This is a genomic window from Ochrobactrum sp. BTU1 (assembly GCA_018798825.1).
In the GTDB taxonomy this organism is placed as follows: Bacteria; Pseudomonadota; Alphaproteobacteria; order Rhizobiales; family Rhizobiaceae; genus Brucella.
Genome location: CP076357.1, coordinates 51,749 through 72,115 on the forward strand (window position 1 = coordinate 51,749; position 20,367 = coordinate 72,115).

Here is a 20,367-nt window from a genome sequence, read left to right on the forward strand (position 1 = left end):
TAACTCTCAATGACAGAACACAAAATCAAAGAGAACGTGGGGTCAGAACACCGGTTACTTTTCGATGCATCTGTGAGCCTACCATTCCCCATGATAAAGAAGCTTGACGCTTTTTTGCATCGATAGTTAATCCACCACAAGCAATGATGTCTTCGCTAAGCGTGAGCACCATGTAAAAGCCTTCCACATCAGATTTTCCGAGCAGAAAGTCGCAAAACTCTTCGCGTTCTCCTGCTGCAAAGAAGGTCGGCACATTGCTATCGAATATTGCCAGGCAGCCGTTAAAATCGCTGACAGTATAAGGTCGGGCAATCAAGTTCGTCATCATGAGTAATTCCACGGCAGTAATTCATCAATTCGGCTCTGCTTATGGCCATTGACGATTGCAGTGAGCGTAGTGGTAAGCCATTTCTGCGGATCGACTGAATTGAGTTTGCACGTCTCAATCAGTGACGCGATTGTAGCCCAATTATGAGCGCCTGCTTCATGACCTGCGAATAATGCATTTTTTCTGCTCAATGCAATTGGCCGGATTGTTCTTTCGACGCTGTTGTTATCCAGCTCGACGCGGCCGTCAGACAGGAACAGACACAAGCCATCCCAATATTTGGCGATGTATTTCAACGCTTCCCCCAACGGAGCTTTTGCCGACACGCGTGCGCGGTGATGCGCAAGCCATGTTTGCATATCGATGATCAGCGGCTTTGATTGTGTCTGACGAACCGCGCGCCGCGCTTCTGGATTGAGACCACGCAATTCAGCCTCAATCTTATAGAGTTCGCCGATTCGCTTTACACCCTCTTCAGCAATCGGGGACGAGCCTGTGCGCGTGATCTCAATAAGCTTGCGACGCGCATGAGCCCAGCAATAAGCCAATTCTATATTCGGACCAACACGATCTGGCGCGACCAACCGATTGTAGCCCGCATAGCCATCCACTTGCAGGATGCCGTTGAAGCCCTGCAATATCTGTTCGGCATATTGACCAGATCGTCCCGGAGCATAAGTGAAGGCGACACCGGGCGGTGCATTGCCACTCCATGGTCGGTCATCCCGCGCCAAAGCCCAAAAATATCCTGTTTTGGTCTTTCCTGATCCGGGTTCAAGAACCGGTGCACGCGTCTCATCCATGAAGAGTTTGTTCGATCGCTTCAGATCAGCAATGAGCGCATCAAAGACAGGGCGCAGCTCAAAGGCTGCCCGTCCCACCCAGTCAGCCAGTGTCGAGCGATCTATGTCGATGCCTTGACGGCCCATAATCTGGGCCTGGCGATAAAGAGGAAGATGGTCGGCATATTTGGAAACCAGCACATGCGCGACTGTTGCTTCTGTCGGCAAGCCTGACGGGATCAGTCGCGCTGGAACGGGTGCTTGCACAACACCATCCGTACAGGCGCGGCATGCATATTTTGGACGATGCGTGACAATGACACGAAACTGCGCAGGGATCACATCCAGTCGTTCAGAAACATCTTCGCCAATGCAATGCAGACAACCACCGCAGGCGCAAATCAGACTATCCGGCTCGATGACTTCGTCAATGCGCGGCAGGTGCTTTGGCAAAGAACCGCGATTGATGGCACGTGGCCTTGATGCAGGCTTGGTGGAAGCGGTATCCGCTTCATCTTCTGCATGGATCGCCGCAATGGCAGTTTCCAGATCTTCCAGGGCAAGATCAAACTGCTCAGGATTAATCTTCTCTGACTTGCGTCCAAAAGCGGCCTGTTTGAAGGCTGCAACCAGCTTCTCCAGCCGCGCAATCCGATCATCCTTACGAAGGCCGAGCGCTGTTGCTGCAATCAGAAGCGCCTTCAACTCAGCAATATCATTGGGAAGATCAGTGGCATCCAGCATAGGCCGAACTTACCAAATCCGGTCTTGATATGCTTGATGATTATGCTGTCAGAGTCATCGTGCCGCAGCTATGAGACAGGTGCTCAATAGCTATTCAACCGTAATCGGCGCTCTCACTTCCACTGCGCGCACGCGTCGCCAGTCAAGCCCTGCGAACAAAGCTTCAAACTGTGCGTGGTTCAACGACATCAGCCCATCTCGGATCTCTGGCCAGCTGAACGTATGAGCTTCCAAACGCTTATAGGCCAGAACCATACCTGTGCCATCCCAGTAGATCAGTTTTAGCCGATCGGCCTTGCGCGAGCGAAAGACAAATACAGTTCCCGTAAATGGATCCTTGCGCAGTTCGTTCTTCACCAACGCAGCAAGCCCGTCATGGCCTTTACGGAAATCGACAGGTTTTGTCGCCACGATGATCCGCACCCGATTGGCAGGGAAGATCATATGAGAGCCGCAAGCGCGCTTGCAACAGCTGCAATCCGGGAAGCCGACGCACCTTCTTCCAGCCGAATGATCACGGCTCCGCTGAATATCTCAACGCGCGAAGCTGGTGTTGCCACCGGTTCAATTGCAGGCTCAGCTACTATGATTGCTGCAAATTCCGTATCATCTTGGGGCGGAGGCAGCACAAGCTTGCCCTGACGTGCCAGCGTGCGCCATGAAGACAAGTAATTGGCACGCACGCCATGGCGATCGGCAACTTCCTGCACCGTCACGCCAGGGCGCAAGCTTTCCGAAACAATCCGGGCTTTTAAATCAGCTGGCCACTGACGATGGCTGTCACGCTCACTCTGATCCGTTGAGAGAAACTCCATTCGAGGCTCCATGGAGAAACTCCGTTCTGTCCATTCGCTAACTCTCAATGACAGAACACAAAATCAAAGAGAACGTGGGGTCAGAACACCGGTTACGATCGATCGGTCCCACCACACGCAAATCGTTGCTGGTATGCGCCCTCGACCGCGCTTCCTGCCGTGACAGTCTGCGTCCCGCTCCATGTGCAGCCGATTCCAAAAAGCCGACTGCCCCGCATCCGGCGAGAAGCCATGTGCCGTCCCCCATTGATCCTGGAAGAATGACCGGCTCACCGAACCACTCATACGGGCTGGCATCCATCGAACCGACACCTTTGGCTGGGCAAGCGCCCTTTCGGTGGCGCACGATTTCCCCACTTGCCCAGACGGTGTTGTGGGGAGCATCATAAACAAGATGATGGCCTATTTCGTGTCCCAATGTGCGCGCTACGGCTTCTACGGCTGCCAGTTCGATAAAGAAACGGTTGGCAAACGCGGCGTTCACAGCATTTGCGTGGCCATTCAAGTACCGTCGATAGAGTTGCGATTGCGTCTCTCGCGAGATGATCCGCCAGTCATCACCAACGTTCGAACCGAGCTTTGCTCTTTCCTTTGTGGCCGTACCTATTCGCTGTCCAAAGTCGAGAGAACCTGAATGAATGACAAGAACGACCGACCCAGCCTTTAGTCCGGCGACCCGGGCAAATGCGCCGTCGACAATATGATCGACGTAGCCCAGTTCAACAAAATGGTTTCCACCTCCGATGGTGCCGAGAATGGCATCGCGGCGGTGATCGCCATCAATTTTAGCGTAGTCGGCGAAATCGGGATCGATATCTTCACATGAGAAGACGCCGTTGTCCGAATGGCGTTCGAGATCCGACCATGTTCGCCAAATATCGAGCTTCGAAAGAAGTCCCGTGCTTGACTTGCGAAGACAGTCTAGGAGGCCCGGCAGTCCATCGCGTAAAATTGCGTGCCGATCCATTCCAGTCAAAGCGATGTCTCTCCCGCCCTGGAAGAAGACATGTCGAAGGTGATGTTCGAGATCTGGTGTTGATAATTGATCCGCTGTGACGCCTTCAAGGACAATCATGCGCATCCCGCAGCCTATGTCGGAGCCGATCATATGCGGCAGTACAGCGCCTTCAATGTCCGCGATTACGCCGACTGGGACCGGCTTTCCAGGATGGAAGTCGGGAGTTGTTACGACAGCATGAAGCGAGGAATTCTTTCGAGCGAAGTCTTCCTGCGAGGGCAAAGCACTCGCAAGATCCGCAAGTGATCGCGCAAAGCTGCGTTCCGGTTCGTCGTGAGCTACGACCGACCGAATTTCATGACCAGCAAGGTTGCTGGTGCGACAGATGGGTATTGTGTTCATTTTCTTCTCCGTGGGTGCCAGGGTTCAGCAGCCGCGGCAATACGGAGTGCTCGCGCATATCGCATGAGATGCAGAAAGAAACAAGCTTTTTGTATATGTGGGTCAAAGACAAGATTCGCTATGAAAACAGGTAGGCCGTTTAGTGATGCGGCATTACCACAATGAACTAAAAAATTAGGTTCTTTTGTTAAAGCGGGGCCATTCTCTGCAAAACATCCGGTTGATTTCTTGCCATGGGCTTTGTATGAGCCGCCTATTCTACGGCCGACACGGCTTTATTTGGAAAAGGGAGCACGACGATGCAAAACATCATCCTTCGCCCCATTGGGGTTTCAGCCTAGTTCAGTCTTTACTGACGGATGCTGATTGAACTGTTGGTTACGCCAGCAGACGATATCCCATATCCAGAGTTTATATCATGGGCATTCAAACTGGGAGCTACGGCTCCTTCAACGCCGGGGGACATTCTCCGGCAACTATTCGTCGTTTTTATTCCGAGCAAAGTTGGATTGAAGGTGAAGCCCTTCGACAGCTTGAAGAAATGTCACGTCTTGATGGAGCAAAGGCACTTGCTGCTTTTCCCGACTTGCATCCGGGAAAATACGGCGCAACAGGCGTTGCACTTCTTTCTCATCGCCTTCATCCGCTATTGATCGGCAACGATATCGGTTGCGGGATGGCTTTATTCGAACTCGATTTGCCAGTGCGTAAGCTAAGCATCGATAAGGCTGAACAGCGACTAAGAGAACTGGAGCACCAAAAAGTTAGCGATCCCGTGGAGGCGCTATCGGCTCACGGCCTTCCGCACGAACTCTTCGCGGAAACCTTGGGAACCATTGGGGGCGGCAATCACTTTTGCGAATTGCTGGCTGTCGATCAGGTTTTCAGGTCATCATCGGAACAATTGATCGATGATCAATGTCTGTATCTTCTCGTTCATTCGGGTTCTCGCGGCGTTGGAGCTGCGGTGCTTACAGAGTTCCTTGCCACTAACGAAAAATCAAACGTTGGATTTGAGATAGACGATCCTTTTGCTACGCGATGGATGGCGATGCATGATCAATGTGTCGCCTGGGCAGCACTGAACCGCCACTTGATTGCGGAACGCGCTGCACGAGCACTACGGGCGGATTTTAGCCTCGTAGCAGACGTGCCGCATAATCTGGTGCGCGTTCGGTCCGAGGGGATTGTACACCACAAAGGTGCGGCAGTAGTTGAGAGCGGTGATCTCGTTCCTATTGCGGGATCGAGAGCAAGCCTCAGTTACATCGTGCGGGCTCGGAAAGAAGTGCATCAGTCTCTCGGCGCAGTTTCTCACGGAGCGGGGCGTAAATATGATCGGGCAAGCATGCACGGTCGTGTCGGCACTTCACGTTCACATCGAGAGCAATTAGCGCGCAACGATTGGGGTGGACGGGCAATCTGCGATGACCGCTCGCTCCTCATTGAAGAAGCCGCCTCCGCCTATAAGGACTGCGGCCAGGTTGTGACGGATCTGGAGGCGCATCAGCTGGTAGAACGTGTTGCAGCTATGCGTCCGCTTGTTACTTACAAGAAAGCTGTAGATCGACCGGGATATTCTCGCGAAAAATCTGACAAACGGAACAAGAGGGAGATGCGCAATGAAAAGCGTTGATCTACTTATATCTTCGGGAAGCGGGCCTGCGGAATGCCGTATTGCAGTCGGACGCTTCATCGACATCCTTTCTAAAGAGGCACAAGATCGCGCTTGCCTGTTCGACGTTACAGCAGAAATTGCGTCCGATAAGCATGGCCCTAAATCCGCTTTGGTGACTCTCGAGGGAGAAGTGGCTGACCAGATTGCGCAAGAATTTTGCGGAACAATAAGGTTGGTGTTCAAAAGCCCTGTTCGAGCGCAGCATAAGCGTCAGAACTGGTTCATATCAGTGAGCCGGATCGCGCGGCCAGGAATTGATGAGATCGTCATTGGGCCAAATGACGTTCGTTTTGAAACTTTGCGAGCTGGCGGGCCAGGGGGTCAGCACCAGAACACTACCGACAGTGCCGTACGTGTTGTCCATATTCCAACGGGTATCCAGTTAATCGCCCGCAATGAGCGATCTCAGCATCGAAACAAGGCAACGGCGCTAGAACGTCTTGGAATGGTCCTGAAGCATCTCCAGGAGGACAAAATCGAAGAGGCCAAGGCCGCACGCCATCTTGAAAACCGCAACATCGAACGCGGAAATGAGGTGAAGATCTACCGTTTCTGATCGGTTTAAAAGAATGGCCCGCATATCCGGGCCGTTCTCTCATTTCAGGTTTGTGTGAGCGCTTTTCTTGTTACGCCAGGGTGCGTTCTGCGGCCTGCTGTGATGGTCATCTAAAAGTGAGCCGGCTTCACATTTCGTTCTTCTGCGCCGGAGTAGAAAAATGAAACGAATTTACATGTTTCGAAGTGGACGGCATCGATTGCGGCGCAATTCAAAAGGAGGCTATTCCGTGCTGCAATTAACAATCCACCAATTCAATATTCTAGACACGATGCCGTTCGAGAAGTGCCCGAATATCGTTGGCAAGATTGACAGCTTCGGGAACGAGGACAGTAGCTCCCTCAATTGTGCCGTAATGAGCCTCGAGGCATTGCAGTAGAAGTCGCTTAAGTGCCGTTTCATCCGGTGTCTGGGGCAGTTTTGACGCGAAGTATGTCGCTTCGAGCTGCCGCTCTTTGGTCTGGAACCACTCCTGAAGCTCGGTGAGTGCCCAGTCGCCACGACGAATTGACTTCAGTTGCTCCCGGTTGCGCTCAAGATCGAGGTCTTGTTCAATGAGAATTTGCTCGACTTCGTTGAGCAGTCGAACCACATGGTAGGCAAACTTAAGATCGTACCCATGTTCTTCAATGGATCGAGCTCGGTGTAAATTGGAGGAGTTCGACTTTTTGGCGATCTTGGACATCTGCGCGTAGGCATAGCCTTTGAACTTCTGCCAGGCGCCTTTGTGAAGAAACGCTTTTCGGCTCTCACGCACAAGTTCACTGACCTGCGTCGAATGTGTGACGCATCGTCGTGGCGTGAATAATGCATCGATCATGTTCGGATTGTTTTCCATACAGAGTTGGAAAAACTTCACAATTGAGAATACCGTAAAGTCGTAAGTACGATCTTTTCCGTCACAATCGGGAACATGGTGTTGCTGCCATTGTTCAAATCGCTGGAGTTGTTGTCCAAAGCCGGGAATCTCACCTGCGAGATGGGGAAAAACGTCTTCCTTGGGTGGAATGCAGAAGCCAACAAAATCAATATCCGATCCGCCAGACGAGACCCCATAAGCCTCGCTTCCTATAATGGTCAGGTATTGTAGATTGGAGGGAAGCCAACGCGGCGGCTGAATCGAGCCCTTTTCGTATAGTTTATCAATCAGCGTCATGTGGTGGAATCCCTGCAAACTTGAAATCTTGGCATTCAAATCGTGTTAGATGCCCGGCTATTTATTGGAAATTTGATAGACTATCGGGCTATGATTGTTGTTTGTGCATTGCAATCGACTATCGCCGTTTTCATGGCGCGTCTGGCAGCCGCTATTTGAATGTGACGCAGGCAATTTCGGACGGCGGGGACCGACATTTCCTTTATTTGATCAGGTGAATATCGATCACTGATACGCGCAAGGGCAACCTCCCCGATGATATGAGAAAAGCGCCAGCAAGCGAGATATGGTCCTCGGGGTGCCCCCGTAATCCGGCCGAAATGGTCAGCGGTGGCGACTGATGCGATGATTTGTGCATGTTTTCTGGCCTGTTGTGGTCCACCAAATGCCTCCACCAGATCAACAAATTTTTTGGCACTCATTTCGCTCGTGCGGTGAACATGGGTGTGAAAGCGGGCCGACAGAATACCAATCCTGCGTAGCTCGTTGGATAGCTTCAGCCTGTCCGCCAGCGCATTGACGGGACCAATGCCGAGTTCTTCATGTCCGAGATGCGATGGCAGTTTTTCGTCCGCCGTTAAAGCCTTGCCTAAATCGTGCACGAGCGCACCAAACGTGATCAAAGGATCCTCGAAACGGCAGGCAGCAGTATCGACCACCATCATTGTGTGAGCGAAAGCGTCCCCTTCCATGTGATGCTCGACAGGCTGAATTCTTCCCTTAAGGGCGGCCAACTCGGGAAAAAATGTGGCGAGAGCACCAAAGCGGTCCAACTCCAGGAAGAATGTCGATGGTCTTTGGGTGGCAAGGGCTTTGTTGAACTCGAGGGCAACCCGCTCCGGGGTAAGATGATCGAGTCTACCTGTCGCATGGATTTTTCGGCAGAGAGCGACAGTTTCCGGAGCAACAGAAAAGCCGAGTTTGGCCGCCAGTCTGGCGGCTCTCAGGACACGGACAGGATCGTTGCCAAAGGACTCGGATGTATGGCGCAAACGTTTGGATGCGATGTCATTCAAGCCGCCAAATGGATCGATGATGCTGCCATCAGAATCCATGGCAATCGCATTGCAGGTAAAGTCTCGATTGAACAGATCATCGGCGATTGTAATCGAGGTATCAAACGATGCCGTAAGCTCCTGATTGTCCTGCACAGACTTACGCATGGTACGAGCCAGAGCGTATTCTTCATTTGTCTCAGGGTGAAGAAAGACGGGAAAGTCGGCGCCTACACTTTTGAAACCAGCAGCAAGCATGTCGTCCGGTGTTGCACCAACGACAACATAATCGCGGTCAGCCGGCTCGCGGGACATGAGCAGGTCGCGGACAGCGCCGCCTACGAGAAAAGTCTTCATTTGCTTTCCTGCTGGGTGAAAGTCGGACATTTGGAAAGCTCCAGATCGAGGCAGATTGAAACCCTCGAGTTCTCTTCATTAAAGGGGATTGAAAATCTCTGCCCCATTTCCATTCACAAACTGCAGCGGCTTTAACCGAGTGCTACACAAACGCATATCATATAAAGGCTGCGTCATTTATCTAATCTAACAAATGTTTCAGCCGTCGTATTTTAAGCGATACATCGATGGTGTGAATGGCCCGGATAACCGGGCCATTCTATCTATTCAGGCTTCTGTGAACGCTTCTTTTTGTTACGCCACGGGGCATTCTTCTGCCAGTCGCCTGCCATGATCGAACCATAAGGTATGACCTCATCGACGATTTCGGCCAGTCCGTATTCACCGATCTGCGCCTTGACCTGTGCGGCGTTCTTGTAAGCACCGGGCAATTCCGAAACATCAGCGTTACCACTGAAGAAACGAACATCAAGCCCGCTCGTTTCCTTTGCCAGGATATCGGCAATGTTGTTGGGGCTCAGTCCGCGTGAATCTGCTCCATATGCTGCTGCCAGCTGCCGCAGATGTGCGGTTCTGGAGAAGTTACGCCCGGCGCCGTGCGGCGAGAAGCCAAGACCGTGCGCAGCGTTCGAGCCCCGTACAATTAAGATCGGTTCCGCCATGTTGAGCGGAATGATCGTGAGGTCTGTTGCATCGTCCGCCCATCCGTCGAAGGCCGGTGTTGCGCCTTTGCCGTGATAGAAAAGGCCATCGGATTTCTGGAAAACAAAATTATGCTCGTTCCAGAAACGGTCAGCAACTTTCGCTCCTAGTTTCGCCACAGCCATGTCGTGAAGGGCGAAATGGTTCTCCTTTGTCCACTGACGGACAATCTGCAGCGCCTTCCAGTAATGTTCTCCTTCTTCGCTTTCGGCAGGAATCCATGCATTCTGCTTTAAGGTTTCGGGCGAGAGAATCTCGCGGAAGCGATTGGCGATCTTCATACCGCGATCGTAAAGCCGTGCGCCGGGCGCCCGCGACCCATGATGGGTCACGAGAGCGGTTTCGCCGGTTGACTTCATTTGTCCGACGTAAGCAAAATGATTACCGTCACCTTGTGTTGCAAAATGGTCGATAGCCACACTCACAATCTGATTCAGATAAGGGTTCGTATCGAAAGCGGACATAGTTGCATCGGATGGTTTAAGCTGAGCGCCGCGAGGACGTCCGCCCGGCCCGAAGTGCGTCACGGCATGAACGGCGTCGAGGAGTTCGTTCGGGGCGACCCCTGGCAGAATGGAGATCGCCATCGAACAGCAAATATCGGCCGAGTGCATACCGGGGTGGATTGCTTCGGAGGCGACGACACCGCCGACTGGAATGGTTCCGATCGGTCCTGATGGACAGGCATCTGGCATGATCGCCGCCGCTCGGACACCCGGCGTGCGTGAGAGTTCACGCATGGTTGCGCGGACATTCTCGACGTTTGCCTGTTCTGCAGCATTTTCAGCCCGGATATTCATGTGAATGTCGATATCACTTGCTCCCTTCAGCGGTAGTTTCGGAGCAGGTTGATACGCCATCGCCGCTGCAAGTGCTACCTCGCGCGAGCCGCCGTCACGCAGGACGTCATTTGCGGCATCGAGTGCCTCACGAAACCATCTACCCTGCAGTAAACCTGCATTGATCAGATCCTGGCCGCTGAGTGTCTTAATCATTTTCTTTCCTGCTTTTGCAGTCCTTCTCAATTGTCACCGTTTCTAAGATTGATCCATCACCGAGGTGAGGGGCATGCCTTGCATTTTGCGAAAATGCATTTGTGAAGACGGACAGCGGCGACAAGGATGGGCGAAACCAGGATGGCCCCGCTCGTGCCAGAGAGCGTGTTGCAAAGGAGGAGTCGAACCTGCCAGACCACCCAAAGATGTGCTGTAGTTCCACCCGGCATTCGCAACTGCCCGTCTTCGATCTGGCGACAAATTTTTGAGAAACCTCCTCTCTTGCGAGAGTGCAGAATTTGAATCTGCTCGCCTTGCGGCTTTACCAATGTAGTTCCTCAGGCATTCGCCAGATATTTCAATTGTCTGCAACGACAAGTATTGGTGAAACGCCTGCTCTACCGCTGAGCTACGGGTCCATACAGAAGAAGAACCCGGCAGGATTCGAACCTGCGACCTGGAGAGTAACGATCTGTAGTTTCGACCGGCATTCGTTGCAGTTGCTCGCGCCGACCAATCGGCGCGAGTATTCTCTTTATTGAAGCTCGATAGCTTCGATCTTTTGCAGCCAGGTCCCAGGACGGCTTTCGCCATTGGCAAAAGCTGCAATTACTTCGAAGACGGCATCAGAAAAGCCGCCTATATTGAGTACGTCGTTTCGACTTTCCGCCTGTGTCGTCTGGTATGGCTGGATATCGAGACATACAAGCTTTGCAGCCGGATTGAGCCTTTTTATCCGTGCCCATTCCTGCATCTTTGTTGACGGGCTGCCATAATACGACTGCTCTACCCAGGACTGGTTGTCCGAGATGAACACCACCAGATCCACCCTTGCATGCTCATTGGCAAGCTTTGCCAGAGGTGCGGAGCAATTGGTGCCGCCACCGCCGATCTTTGCGAGTTTCTCGGCATTGGTCATGACCGAGTCACGTCGGTTCAGACGAACGTCGACAACGTCATATTCGAACGGCATCACCCGGGCATTCGGATTTCGCTGCAGGAACGCAGCACTCATCAGGCCAGCCACGTCGATGCAACGAACGACCGAGGTCGCACCCTTGCGATAGCCGGTGACGCTGGAGCCCATCGAACCAGAAACGTCCGGGCAAAGGACCACTCGGCCGTCAAGCACCGGCACATTGCCAAGAGCTGCGTCCATTGCCTGTTGAAGCGCATCGCGAACCTCTTCCGGTACCGCTTCCGACGCCGCTTTCCAAGTTGTCATCAGCTGATACGGAAAAACTCTGGCTTTGCGCACGGCTTCCGGGTCCGAAAGACGGCGGGCAATCTCCTTTGTCATTCCTTCGACTTCAAACACACCTTTGCGCGCAAACGTATTCAAATTCTGGCGAACCGCCTGCCAGCTTCCGTTGCGTGCGATCTCAACCCAATGCTCGCGTGTCAGTGGCAGCGAAGTCAGCAGCTGAAACGGAACGTCCGGCACTGGTTTCGATAGATCGCGCCGAAACTCTTGGAGAGCCTTCACTTCTACCGGCAGCGCTGCGTAGTCGTATGGCTTGCCGATCATCCAGGCATAAAGCGCTTTGCGTTCTTCGTTTGCCGGTTTCGGATGGACCATTTTGACGACGTCTGCCAGAGACGGATCACTACCGACCATGGCGTTGAGAAGCTGACGCGTGCTCGCCATCTCAAGCCATGCCTGCACCATCTTCTTTGGCCGCGTTCCAAGCGACTTGCGTCCCATTACGCCTGAGCGCATGACCTGTACGAAACCGCGCAGCATCTTGCCGCTCTTCACTGTTTGCGGGAATGCAGCAGCAAATGCATTGCTTTGGAGTGTCGAAAGCAGCGCCAGCAGCGTGACCGGCATGTCCTTCATTAGGCCATTTCGCCCAGCATAAACGGCAAGTTTGGCCAGAAACTCTGGCTCGACCTGAGAACTGAGTTCATGCAGGGCAGTCGCTTGCATGTCGCCATCAGCATAAAACGTTCCGTTGAAAGTCCCGGTAGCTGCGAGTTGAGCCAGGGCTTCCTTCGGCGTCAGCTTATATGCCGGGGCACCAGCTTCGTTCACCGTGTTTGTCGATGGAAGCAGCTTGCCCAGGTAAGTTTTGAAGATTGCCTTGTTCACCATGGCATCACCTATTTGAATGTTCGTTGACCTTTACATTCCAAGAAGCGTGCCAGTTTGCGATTTCGCATCGAAAAATCGCTGAGAAAAATCATAACGTATTGAAAAAGAAGAAAAATAAAAATCGAAGAAATATGGCGATCATTTGTTGAGCAAAGAACGAGCCTCGATTATTCTATCTGATAATAGAAGTATTTATACAAAAAGATAAAATGAAAAAACGCGTTGCCTTCAGTATTCTCGGTACCACCCTCGATGTCGGCAAGTGGGACAAACGATGGTCGCGCTGGAGGCCGAATGTTGCGCTGTGCCAGCAGCAAGGCCTGTTCATCGACCGTGTTGAATTGTTGCACGATAATCATTCCGAAACACTGGCAAAGCGCATTATCGGCGATATCGGCACGGTCTCACCGGCAACGGCGGTCAATTGCAACATCGTTAATTATACCAACCCCTGGGATTTCTCGGAGGTCTACACCAAGCTTCGTGATTTCGCCCGCGACTATCCTTTCGATCCGGATGCGGAAGATTATCTGGTGAACATCACCACCGGCACCCACGTCGCACAGATATGCTGGTTCCTTCTGACCGAAGCGCGCATTATCCCGGCACGCCTTTTGCAGCTTTCCCCACCGCGCTATAAAGACTCCGATCCAGATGCTGAAATTGATGTTGCTGGCACGCATAGCATCATCGATCTCGATCTCTCTCGCTATGATGAGATCGCAAAACGCTTTGCATCCGAGCGTGAAGATGCTGCAACTTTTCTGAAATCGGGAATTGTTACACGCAATCAGGACTTCAACTGGATGATCGATCAAATCGAGCGCGTGGTTATCCGCTCCACTGCGCCTGTATTGCTGACAGGCCCGACGGGTGCGGGTAAATCGCAACTGGCGCGCCGCATTTACGATCTGAAAAAAGCGCAGCACAAGGTCAGCGGACCTTTTGTTGAGGTCAATTGTGCAACCCTGCGGGGGGATCAGGCCATGTCCACATTATTTGGCCATGCAAAAGGTGCGTTCACCGGAGCAGTCGGAGAACGTGCCGGCCTTCTCAAATCGGCAGACAAGGGCGTCTTGTTTCTCGATGAGATTGGCGATCTTGGTCTTGATGAACAGGCGATGTGTCTGAGAGCCATTGAGGACAAACGGTTTCTGCCCGTCGGCTCGGACAAGGAAGCCTCGGCAGAGTTTCAGCTGATCGCCGGGACCAATCGCGATCTGGGCGATGATGTTCAGGCCGGGCGTTTCCGCGAGGATCTCTATGCCCGTCTCAATCTATGGACGTTTCAATTGCCAGCCTTGCGCGAACGCCCCGAGGACATCGAGCCGAATGTCGACTTTGAGCTAAAACGCTATCTGGAAAAGGAAGGGCAGAACGTAACCTTCAATAAGGAAGCCCGCCAATATTATCTTGATTTCGCAACCGGTCCGCAGGGGCACTGGCATGCGAATTTCCGGGATCTATCTGCCTCAATTATCCGCATGGCCACACTTGCTCCTCAGGGACGCATTACGGCTCATGAAGTCAAAGAGGAAATTGCCAGGCTCTCACGACTGTGGCGGTCAAAAGCGGGCGAAGATCGCGATCACGAGACTATTGAAATGGTGATGGGTAAAGACGCTGTCGGTAAGCTTGATCTTTTCGACAAAGCGCAACTCTCCGCGGTCTTGAAAACCTGCGGTGGGAGCCAATCGGCAAGTGCGGCCGGACGCGTTCTCTTTGCGCAATCGCGGCAGGAAAAGAAGAGCGCCAACGACGCAGATCGTCTGATCAAGTATCTGGCGAGGTTCGGCTTGACCTTCGATGAAGTGAGAGAGCGGCTGCGCGAGCGCGCCTTTATAGCGAATATATAGTTGTTGAGATCGTTGCTTTAACATTGGCAAAAATGCGCGATGCAACGGGACGATAAATCAATAATGGTATTTTCGGTCGGAGACACGCCCAAATGTCAGATACCCCTCTACTGAACCTTTTTTCTGAAGTCCCCAAAGGAAGCGGCTGGAGTAGTTTTAGAAAGCCTGTCGTGGTGCTGGATGGTCGGGCCGAGGAATGGCGGGAAGATAGAGTTTTTTCTGGCTCCGTCGCATATATTGTTGGAGCTAACGAAAAAAATTTTGAAGAATTGTGCAGAGCGTTGTCCGCTAGGGTCGTCATTTTCTATGAAATGCGGGTCTCCTCTCTCTATAGTCTTCGAGAAATCTCAGAGCTGGAGCACCTCGCAATCAATTGGAACAACAAAGTAGCCGACTTGTCTCCTTTGTCACACCTCGGTTGCCTTAAGACGTTGTCACTGATCGACACACCAAAGGCGACTGATATCTCCCCACTTTCCACTCTACAAGAACTTCGTGCTTTTGAATTCTCTGGTTCTCCAACTCTTTCAAATAAGAATACGGCGAAATCACTTGAGCCTTTGGCCGCACTACCGCGCCTCGAAGAGCTGCGGTTGACGAATCTCAAAGTCGAAGACGATGGCCTACGTCCCATTGCCAAATGTCGTGGTTTGAAAAGGCTATCTGTTGCCAACACTTTTGACACAGAAGACTATGCGTTTCTCGCGGCGAGAATGCCAAACACAGCATGCCATCATTTTAACGCTACTGTTCAAATCCAAGGTGACGCTATCAAACGAGGCATTGACACTATGGTGGTAGGCCGCAGAAAACCCTTCTTGAACTCGCGAGAAGATGCAGGCCGCATTGAAATGTACGAAGCGGCGTTTGCTAAGCTGAAGGCAAAGCATTCCGATTAAAAGGATCGAATGGTCTTCCCGCATCGACTAAGTGAAGACAGGCACAGTTCGAAAATAGAATGGCGTAGCACCGCGCCCGGCGCCGAGTTCCGGAAATAGCAGACATGTTCCTGGTCAACCTACCGCGTTTCCAAAGTGCCGGACATCTGTTTCGTCAGTTGACCGGTCCAACGACGGATCCTGTCCTGATTGATTTCAAGGGAGGGTTATTTTTCCTGAAAGAGAGCGTCCAATGCTGGTAAAAGCGCGTAAATGTTCTTGACTGGCAATCTGGAGTGGTCGACGGGTGCGCGTTCTTGACTGTGAATCAGAAACAGGATCTTGGCTACCAAATTTGCCCCGTTTACCTATGCCGATAGAAATTCCAATCAGAGCCAACGAAAGGCTCTGCCAAACCAGAACCGAGCTGCGTTCGCAGATGGGATCGGAATCTCATGCTGGCCTGTCTAATGGCACGCCAGAGGAATAGCACGGTGCGCGTGGTGCGTAATGGCGGCGTCAGCTTGTCAACAGATGATCGCACCGCCAAGGCCGCCCGGTGAGGGGAGGCGGGAATTTTTCCGACGGCGAATAGGGCGGCTGCTTCCCTAACTGAAGTCCCCACGGCCTTTGCCCGATCCGGGAACTCTGCCGTAATCCGTTGGCTCGTCACTCGATCTTGCCGAAGTCCCGATGCAAAGGCTCGTAGTGCGGCATCGCATCGTCAGGATCGACGCGGTGTTATGATGGGGAAGACAACGCGTGTGATGAAGCAGAGCATAGCGAAAGCCAAAAATCCGTTTTGCGGTTATCTGGTGGTGGAAGCCGAAGCCACTGATGCTGCGGCACATTTAGGAGCTTGTCCTTGAACCATTCCTGCAACCACGACCAATCATCGGCAACGAAATCGCGAAGCTACATTCTTTCATAATGCCCTCGAGAGGCGACATTGTCAGTGCGTCTCGCAATGGGGTGGAGAGGGGCCTAACCGCTTCAGGCTGACAACCCGCACGAAGCCGGCAGCCTTGAGATCGAGGCCGTCAACGAACCTCGATGAAGCGGACCGGGATATCCGGTCCCATATAATCATCGGCGGCTTCCGGCAGAAGCAGTAATTGCGAGCGGTCTGTTGCAGAAAGATGTGTCATAGTAATGTATAGCAACAGCCGCTATCTTCACGAATCCACAATGAGTTTTCAGACCGGGGAACCGCATGGGACATTTTAAGCTTGTTTATCAGAGCTATCCGCTCGACCTTCCAGTTGAAGAGCCACGTATCACCTTGCGGGCCTCAAGTGGATCTTGGCATGGTCAGGAGCTGGATGACTACGTGGTGCTGGATTTAGAAGTGAAATCTCCGAAATTCTTCTTCGATCCCAACAATGACCCCGAGGATGACGTCTCCCAGTGGTTGAACCCGGGTCTGGATACACAGTGGCTCAAAATACCTTTGAGGCGTTTCGAGAACCGTGACTATCGCAGCCTCCAGGAAATCCGGGCCGACTTCCAGGGAGAAGGAACTCGAAACGCTTTGACGAGTGAAGATTGGTGGGAAGCCCCAGGTCTTATCACCACCTACAGCGATGAGTTTTTCGCTCGTGCGGAAATTTCCATCCGCCACGATGGTGGTGGCATGTTTTCGATTCAGCTTTCAGGCACCACCCAGTTCGCAACTGCCTTTGACATAGCCTTTAGTGCTCCCCTGACCGTCAAGCTGATCGGATATCGCAACTCGTCGACCAAAGATGATCTTTTAGGCTGGTTCAACAGCTTTCTCAGAAAAGACGACTTCATTTTCACGTCGCTGCAGCGAGGTGAAGACCTCTATCTCAATGGTGCGGTGAAGTTATAGCCGCGCCAATCGCGCTGAATGCTTCGAGAATGATTAAGCAGATCCATAGATCATGTGAAGATCGAAACCGGATTGTCAGGCCCTCGGAGTTTTGAGACGGTCTTGGGGAGTCTTGCGGTAAACGCTGTCAAAGAGGTATGGTGCAATATAGTGGATACGCTGTTTGATGACGCGCTCGATGAGAAGCGCCTTCTGCGCCCTGCATTCCTTCTGGCGCGCAGGCTCGAATCTCGGGTGTTCCCTGATGTTCTCGACAGGGCTGCGTTTCTTGCCCTGGCAAGGATTGCTGGAATCCCCGGAGGGTACGTCTTGATCCATCATGCCGAGTTCGGCAAGCAGCCGGAGAAAACCATCAGCATTGATCCGGTTTGCGCATGGGACAGTCTTTTTCAAGTTTTCCATGAGGACGTCATTCTGGAGTTCTCCCCAAGCCCGCTATCTGTTTGGTTGCCCGCTGGCGAGCGCTTTCACGTCGTGTTCGGGAGCAAAAATATGATCGCCCAAATCGACAAAATGTGGGATCAGACCGACTCGTTTTCCTTATTCGTTGACGCGTCGCGCTTGACCAAGAAAGGCAAGCAATTTCTGCTCGAAGCCTATGAGCGATACACGATCTGATGTTGCCCGTTCCAGCGTGCATTGGGTCATTCACGCCGATAACCGCCTGCGTTCGAGCAGCGCCAGTGCCGCCAGATCAAGGGAGCGGAAGATGAGAGCAGCGTACCGATTGCGGGCAACTTTTCCGGCGGCTATACTGTCGATAGGGCTGGCCATCAATGTTGCATCGGCAGAATCTGACAACGATCAGGCCCGCGACTGGATCATCAACGGGACTGAGTTGGTCAAGGCGATCGAAGGAAAGTTCGATGATGGCGCTCTGCAGAGTGAGGCTGGTCGTATAACGTCGGGCGCTCGTGGTAGTGCTTATATAGCTGGGGTGGCTGATGCTACCAGCGGGACAGGCTGGTGTGGGGCCGGATCGGTTCTCCCCCATGAGCTTACAGATGCCGTATACATGCATCTTCGAAGCATCACGACGGAGCGTCTTAAAAGGAGAGCATCTACATTGGTGATTGAGGCGCTGGCTGCTATTTATCCCTGCCCTGCGAATTAAAGAGGCGTTTTCGAGTTATGCTATTATTGGAATTCTTGATTTTTTCAGCCGCGTTTGTGGCGGTCATTCTTCTGGCGGCTCACCAAATTGTCGCGCAGATCAAGGAGTACCGATTTTATAAGAGTAACGGCGGTGATTTTTCCGTCGATAGTGGCGCGGACAATCTGAAGCTTGATGAGCGCGTTTACATCAATGCTCTCGGCCTCACGAATTGGCAGCGTTTCTATCTATTTCGTCCGTTTTACATCGTGCTGCTTATAGTGTTCGCCGGCCTGATGATCTTCTCTTTATTCTGACTGACATGATATTAGTCCGCTCCTGACAGCCGTCTTTCAGCATTCGCAAAAGTCCTGCAGACCTTCGAAAACGCGGCTCCAGAAAATTTGATTAGAGGATGATCCTAAGGTGCCTTCTATTCGTCTGCCACCCTCAGTGCGGACATGACTATGCAGATTTTCGGGTGTTGTCATGTTAGCTGGGCTGCAGTTGCCCGCCTGACGGGTTGGTGTAAATTTTGGCGATGCAGATATCAGATATCAGCTTCAAGCGTCACCGTTTTCCGCCACAGATCGTTGCTCATGCGGTGTGGCTTTATCTGCGGTTCAACCTTAGTCTGCGTGAAGTTGAGGAAATGCTGCTTGAGCGTGGGATCGACGTGTCATACGAGACAGTTCGTCGTTGGATCGCCAAGTTCGGACCCCAGATCGCACGCAACTTGCGGCGGCGTCAGGCGCGCCCCGGCGATATTTGGTATCTGGACGAAGTGGTCGTCAAATGCGCTGGAGAGAAATTCTGGCTCTGGCGTGCGGTGGATCAAAACGGCACCGTTCTCGAAGAAAACTTGCAGAAGCAGCGTGATAAAGGGGCGGCAAAGCGAGTGCTCGTGGCGTTAATGAAGCGCTATGGCTTTGCTCCCAAACGGATCATCACCGATAAGCTCCGCTCGTACGGTGCCCAAAGGCAGAAGTGACACCCGGCCTTGACCATTGGTCGCACAAGGGCCTCAATAATCGGGCCGAGAATAGCCATCTGCCGTTTCGAAAACGGGAACGAACCATGCAAGGCCACCGATCACCAGGCATGTTGCAACGGTTCGTCTCTATGCACTCAGCTACCCGCAATTGCTTTTCAGTTCCGTCCAGCCGCCGAGCCGCACAAACAATTCGATACCATCGCCTCGAAGCTTTCGATGCATGGAAAATTGCGGCCGGTGTCGCCTGAATATCTACGAGCCGCTGACCTTTCCGGCCAGAGAAACTTAACGTGACAACACCGCCTTGAGTCTACCGGTGGACAGGAATGGCAGCTCTGGGCAAAGCTCGAGGCAGAAAGTGTCGTCGCCCGCCAAGTGCCTCCCGCTCAGGTGAAGGCATTTGTGCAAAGCCGCGGCACACGCGCCAAGACTGACAGGATTGATGCAGAACTCATCGCGCGGTTCTTTGCTTTCCGACCCGATGCGGGTCGCAGTCTTCCTGCAGAAAAGCTCAGATTTCTCAGAGCATTGACCTCGAAGCGTGCCCAGATGGTGGAGATGCGAAAACGCCTTCTTGCCCAGATCCGTGCGCATCACAAACTTGGCACAGCTGAGATGTTTGACGGCATCGATACCGAACTCAAGGTTTGGCTCGACAGCCTGATCAAAGAGCTTGAGGACAGGATCGTAGCCGCCATATCCAGTGACGATTTGCTGTCCGAGACCGTTAGCGTTGTGCGCTCCATACCCGGAATTGGTCCAGTGGCAAGTACAATGCTGGTCGCTGAAATGCCAGAGCTTGGCACCATCACCGGCGAACAAGCTGCAGCTCTTGTAGGTTTGGCTCCAGTGGCACATGATAGTGGAACCCTGCGTGGAAAACGGTCTATTGCAGGCGGTCGTCGTGCCTTGAGGCACGTGATGTTCCAAGCTGCTCTGGTCGCTGCGCATCATAACCCAACCATGAAAGCATTCGCGGATCGTTTGCGAAAAGCTGGGAAACCGCACAAGGTCATCATCACAGCCGTTGCCCGAAAATTGGTCAACCTTGCTAACACCCTGTGTAAAAAGCGTCAAAAATGGGTGCTTCCGAAAGTATGAGAGATACAGTTGCTAGCAACGTGTTTAGTT

Annotated in this window: 17 protein-coding genes and 3 pseudogenes; 10 read left to right on the top strand and 10 right to left on the bottom strand. The window is 52.6% G+C overall.

The window, feature by feature from the left end:
* Nucleotides 1-25: 25 nt before the first annotated feature.
* From KMS41_23870 to KMS41_23890, 5 genes are all read right to left on the bottom strand, one after another.
* Nucleotides 26-328: a hypothetical protein gene (locus tag KMS41_23870; GenBank protein QWK81545.1), complete on the bottom strand. Its 303-nt coding sequence runs from the start codon at nt 326-328 to the stop codon at nt 26-28.
* Nucleotides 325-1,854 carry an IS66 family transposase gene (locus KMS41_23875; GenBank protein QWK81546.1) on the bottom strand — a complete coding sequence of 510 codons (1,530 nt, stop codon included), beginning with the start codon at nt 1,852-1,854 and terminating at the stop codon, nt 325-327. The genes KMS41_23870 and KMS41_23875 overlap by 4 nt, the downstream gene beginning before the upstream one ends.
* 90 nt (nt 1,855-1,944) lie before the next feature.
* The gene (tnpB, locus tag KMS41_23880) at nt 1,945-2,298 is read right to left on the bottom strand and encodes an IS66 family insertion sequence element accessory protein TnpB (GenBank protein ID QWK81547.1); all 354 of its coding nucleotides are present in this window, start codon (nt 2,296-2,298) and stop codon (nt 1,945-1,947) included.
* Nucleotides 2,295-2,681, bottom strand: coding sequence for a transposase (locus tag KMS41_23885; GenBank protein QWK81548.1), 387 nt, complete (start codon nt 2,679-2,681; stop codon nt 2,295-2,297). The genes tnpB and KMS41_23885 overlap by 4 nt, the downstream gene beginning before the upstream one ends.
* A 25-nt stretch (nt 2,682-2,706) precedes the next feature.
* Nucleotides 2,707-4,029 (bottom strand): RtcB family protein, encoded by a 1,323-nt coding sequence (locus tag KMS41_23890; protein QWK81549.1) that lies wholly within the window; start codon nt 4,027-4,029, stop codon nt 2,707-2,709.
* A 418-nt stretch (nt 4,030-4,447) separates the two neighbouring features.
* Here KMS41_23890 and KMS41_23895 point away from each other — a divergent pair, with 418 nt between their 5' ends.
* Together KMS41_23895 and prfH are read left to right on the top strand one after the other, a co-directional pair.
* A complete protein-coding gene (locus KMS41_23895; protein ID QWK81550.1) occupies nt 4,448-5,665 on the top strand; it encodes an RNA ligase RtcB family protein in 1,218 nt (405 codons plus the stop codon).
* Nucleotides 5,652-6,263 (top strand): peptide chain release factor H, encoded by a 612-nt coding sequence (prfH, locus tag KMS41_23900; GenBank protein ID QWK81551.1) that lies wholly within the window; start codon nt 5,652-5,654, stop codon nt 6,261-6,263. The genes KMS41_23895 and prfH overlap by 14 nt, the downstream gene beginning before the upstream one ends.
* Before the next feature lie 262 nt (nt 6,264-6,525).
* Here the strand turns inward: prfH and KMS41_23905 are convergent, their stop codons facing one another.
* From KMS41_23905 to KMS41_23920, 4 genes are all read right to left on the bottom strand, one after another.
* A complete protein-coding gene (locus tag KMS41_23905; GenBank protein ID QWK81552.1) occupies nt 6,526-7,419 on the bottom strand; it encodes a nucleotidyltransferase domain-containing protein in 894 nt (297 codons plus the stop codon).
* A gap of 80 nt (nt 7,420-7,499) precedes the next feature.
* Nucleotides 7,500-8,771: a hypothetical protein gene (locus KMS41_23910; GenBank protein QWK81553.1), complete on the bottom strand. Its 1,272-nt coding sequence runs from the start codon at nt 8,769-8,771 to the stop codon at nt 7,500-7,502.
* 263 nt (nt 8,772-9,034) lie between these two features.
* On the bottom strand, nt 9,035-10,468 hold the full coding sequence (locus tag KMS41_23915) for an RtcB family protein (GenBank protein ID QWK81554.1): 1,434 nt from the start codon (nt 10,466-10,468) through the stop codon (nt 9,035-9,037).
* Between the two features lie 535 nt (nt 10,469-11,003).
* Nucleotides 11,004-12,563 (bottom strand): TROVE domain-containing protein, encoded by a 1,560-nt coding sequence (locus KMS41_23920; GenBank protein ID QWK81555.1) that lies wholly within the window; start codon nt 12,561-12,563, stop codon nt 11,004-11,006.
* 209 nt (nt 12,564-12,772) lie between these two features.
* Here KMS41_23920 and rtcR point away from each other — a divergent pair, with 209 nt between their 5' ends.
* Both rtcR and KMS41_23930 read left to right on the top strand, forming a co-directional pair.
* Complete coding sequence (gene rtcR, locus KMS41_23925; GenBank protein ID QWK81556.1) at nt 12,773-14,419, top strand: RNA repair transcriptional activator RtcR; 1,647 nt, start codon at nt 12,773-12,775, stop codon at nt 14,417-14,419.
* A gap of 92 nt (nt 14,420-14,511) precedes the next feature.
* Nucleotides 14,512-15,318 carry a hypothetical protein gene (locus tag KMS41_23930; protein QWK81557.1) on the top strand — a complete coding sequence of 269 codons (807 nt, stop codon included), beginning with the start codon at nt 14,512-14,514 and terminating at the stop codon, nt 15,316-15,318.
* Nucleotides 15,319-16,300: 982 nt separating this feature from the next.
* Here KMS41_23930 and KMS41_23935 read toward each other — a convergent pair.
* Nucleotides 16,301-16,445, bottom strand: a pseudogene (locus tag KMS41_23935) (IS1182 family transposase).
* Between the two features lie 65 nt (nt 16,446-16,510).
* Here KMS41_23935 and KMS41_23940 point away from each other — a divergent pair.
* From KMS41_23940 to KMS41_23965, 6 genes and pseudogenes are all read left to right on the top strand, one after another.
* Entirely contained in the window at nt 16,511-17,149 is a 639-nt protein-coding gene (locus KMS41_23940; protein QWK81558.1) for a hypothetical protein, read from the top strand.
* 150 nt (nt 17,150-17,299) lie between these two features.
* Nucleotides 17,300-17,767, top strand: coding sequence for a hypothetical protein (locus KMS41_23945; protein ID QWK81835.1), 468 nt, complete (start codon nt 17,300-17,302; stop codon nt 17,765-17,767).
* Between the two features lie 91 nt (nt 17,768-17,858).
* Nucleotides 17,859-18,263, top strand: coding sequence for a hypothetical protein (locus KMS41_23950; protein ID QWK81559.1), 405 nt, complete (start codon nt 17,859-17,861; stop codon nt 18,261-18,263).
* A 17-nt stretch (nt 18,264-18,280) separates the two neighbouring features.
* On the top strand, nt 18,281-18,559 hold the full coding sequence (locus KMS41_23955; GenBank protein QWK81560.1) for a hypothetical protein: 279 nt from the start codon (nt 18,281-18,283) through the stop codon (nt 18,557-18,559).
* 230 nt (nt 18,560-18,789) lie between these two features.
* Nucleotides 18,790-19,484 (top strand): annotated as a pseudogene (locus tag KMS41_23960) (IS6 family transposase).
* A 55-nt stretch (nt 19,485-19,539) separates the two neighbouring features.
* Nucleotides 19,540-20,337 (top strand): annotated as a pseudogene (locus KMS41_23965) (IS110 family transposase).
* The last annotated feature ends 30 nt before the right edge of the window (nt 20,338-20,367 follow it).

Excerpts from the sequence above, each read along its gene's own strand:
- KMS41_23905 (QWK81552.1), bottom strand. The coding sequence starts at position 7,419 with ATGACGCTGATTGATAAACTATACGAAAAGGGCTCGATTCAGCCGCCG.
- KMS41_23955 (QWK81560.1), top strand. The coding sequence starts at position 18,281 with ATGCTATTATTGGAATTCTTGATTTTTTCAGCCGCGTTTGTGGCGGTC.
- KMS41_23950 (QWK81559.1), top strand. The coding sequence starts at position 17,859 with ATGAGAGCAGCGTACCGATTGCGGGCAACTTTTCCGGCGGCTATACTG.
- KMS41_23885 (QWK81548.1), bottom strand. The coding sequence starts at position 2,681 with ATGGAGCCTCGAATGGAGTTTCTCTCAACGGATCAGAGTGAGCGTGAC.
- KMS41_23895 (QWK81550.1), top strand. The coding sequence starts at position 4,448 with ATGGGCATTCAAACTGGGAGCTACGGCTCCTTCAACGCCGGGGGACAT.
- KMS41_23910 (QWK81553.1), bottom strand. The coding sequence starts at position 8,771 with ATGAAGACTTTTCTCGTAGGCGGCGCTGTCCGCGACCTGCTCATGTCC.
- KMS41_23870 (QWK81545.1), bottom strand. The coding sequence starts at position 328 with ATGATGACGAACTTGATTGCCCGACCTTATACTGTCAGCGATTTTAAC.
- KMS41_23920 (QWK81555.1), bottom strand. The coding sequence starts at position 12,563 with ATGGTGAACAAGGCAATCTTCAAAACTTACCTGGGCAAGCTGCTTCCA.
- KMS41_23875 (QWK81546.1), bottom strand. The coding sequence starts at position 1,854 with ATGCTGGATGCCACTGATCTTCCCAATGATATTGCTGAGTTGAAGGCG.
- tnpB (QWK81547.1), bottom strand. The coding sequence starts at position 2,298 with ATGATCTTCCCTGCCAATCGGGTGCGGATCATCGTGGCGACAAAACCT.
- KMS41_23890 (QWK81549.1), bottom strand. The coding sequence starts at position 4,029 with ATGAACACAATACCCATCTGTCGCACCAGCAACCTTGCTGGTCATGAA.
- prfH (QWK81551.1), top strand. The coding sequence starts at position 5,652 with ATGAAAAGCGTTGATCTACTTATATCTTCGGGAAGCGGGCCTGCGGAA.
- KMS41_23930 (QWK81557.1), top strand. The coding sequence starts at position 14,512 with ATGTCAGATACCCCTCTACTGAACCTTTTTTCTGAAGTCCCCAAAGGA.
- KMS41_23940 (QWK81558.1), top strand. The coding sequence starts at position 16,511 with ATGGGACATTTTAAGCTTGTTTATCAGAGCTATCCGCTCGACCTTCCA.
- rtcR (QWK81556.1), top strand. The coding sequence starts at position 12,773 with ATGAAAAAACGCGTTGCCTTCAGTATTCTCGGTACCACCCTCGATGTC.
- KMS41_23915 (QWK81554.1), bottom strand. The coding sequence starts at position 10,468 with ATGATTAAGACACTCAGCGGCCAGGATCTGATCAATGCAGGTTTACTG.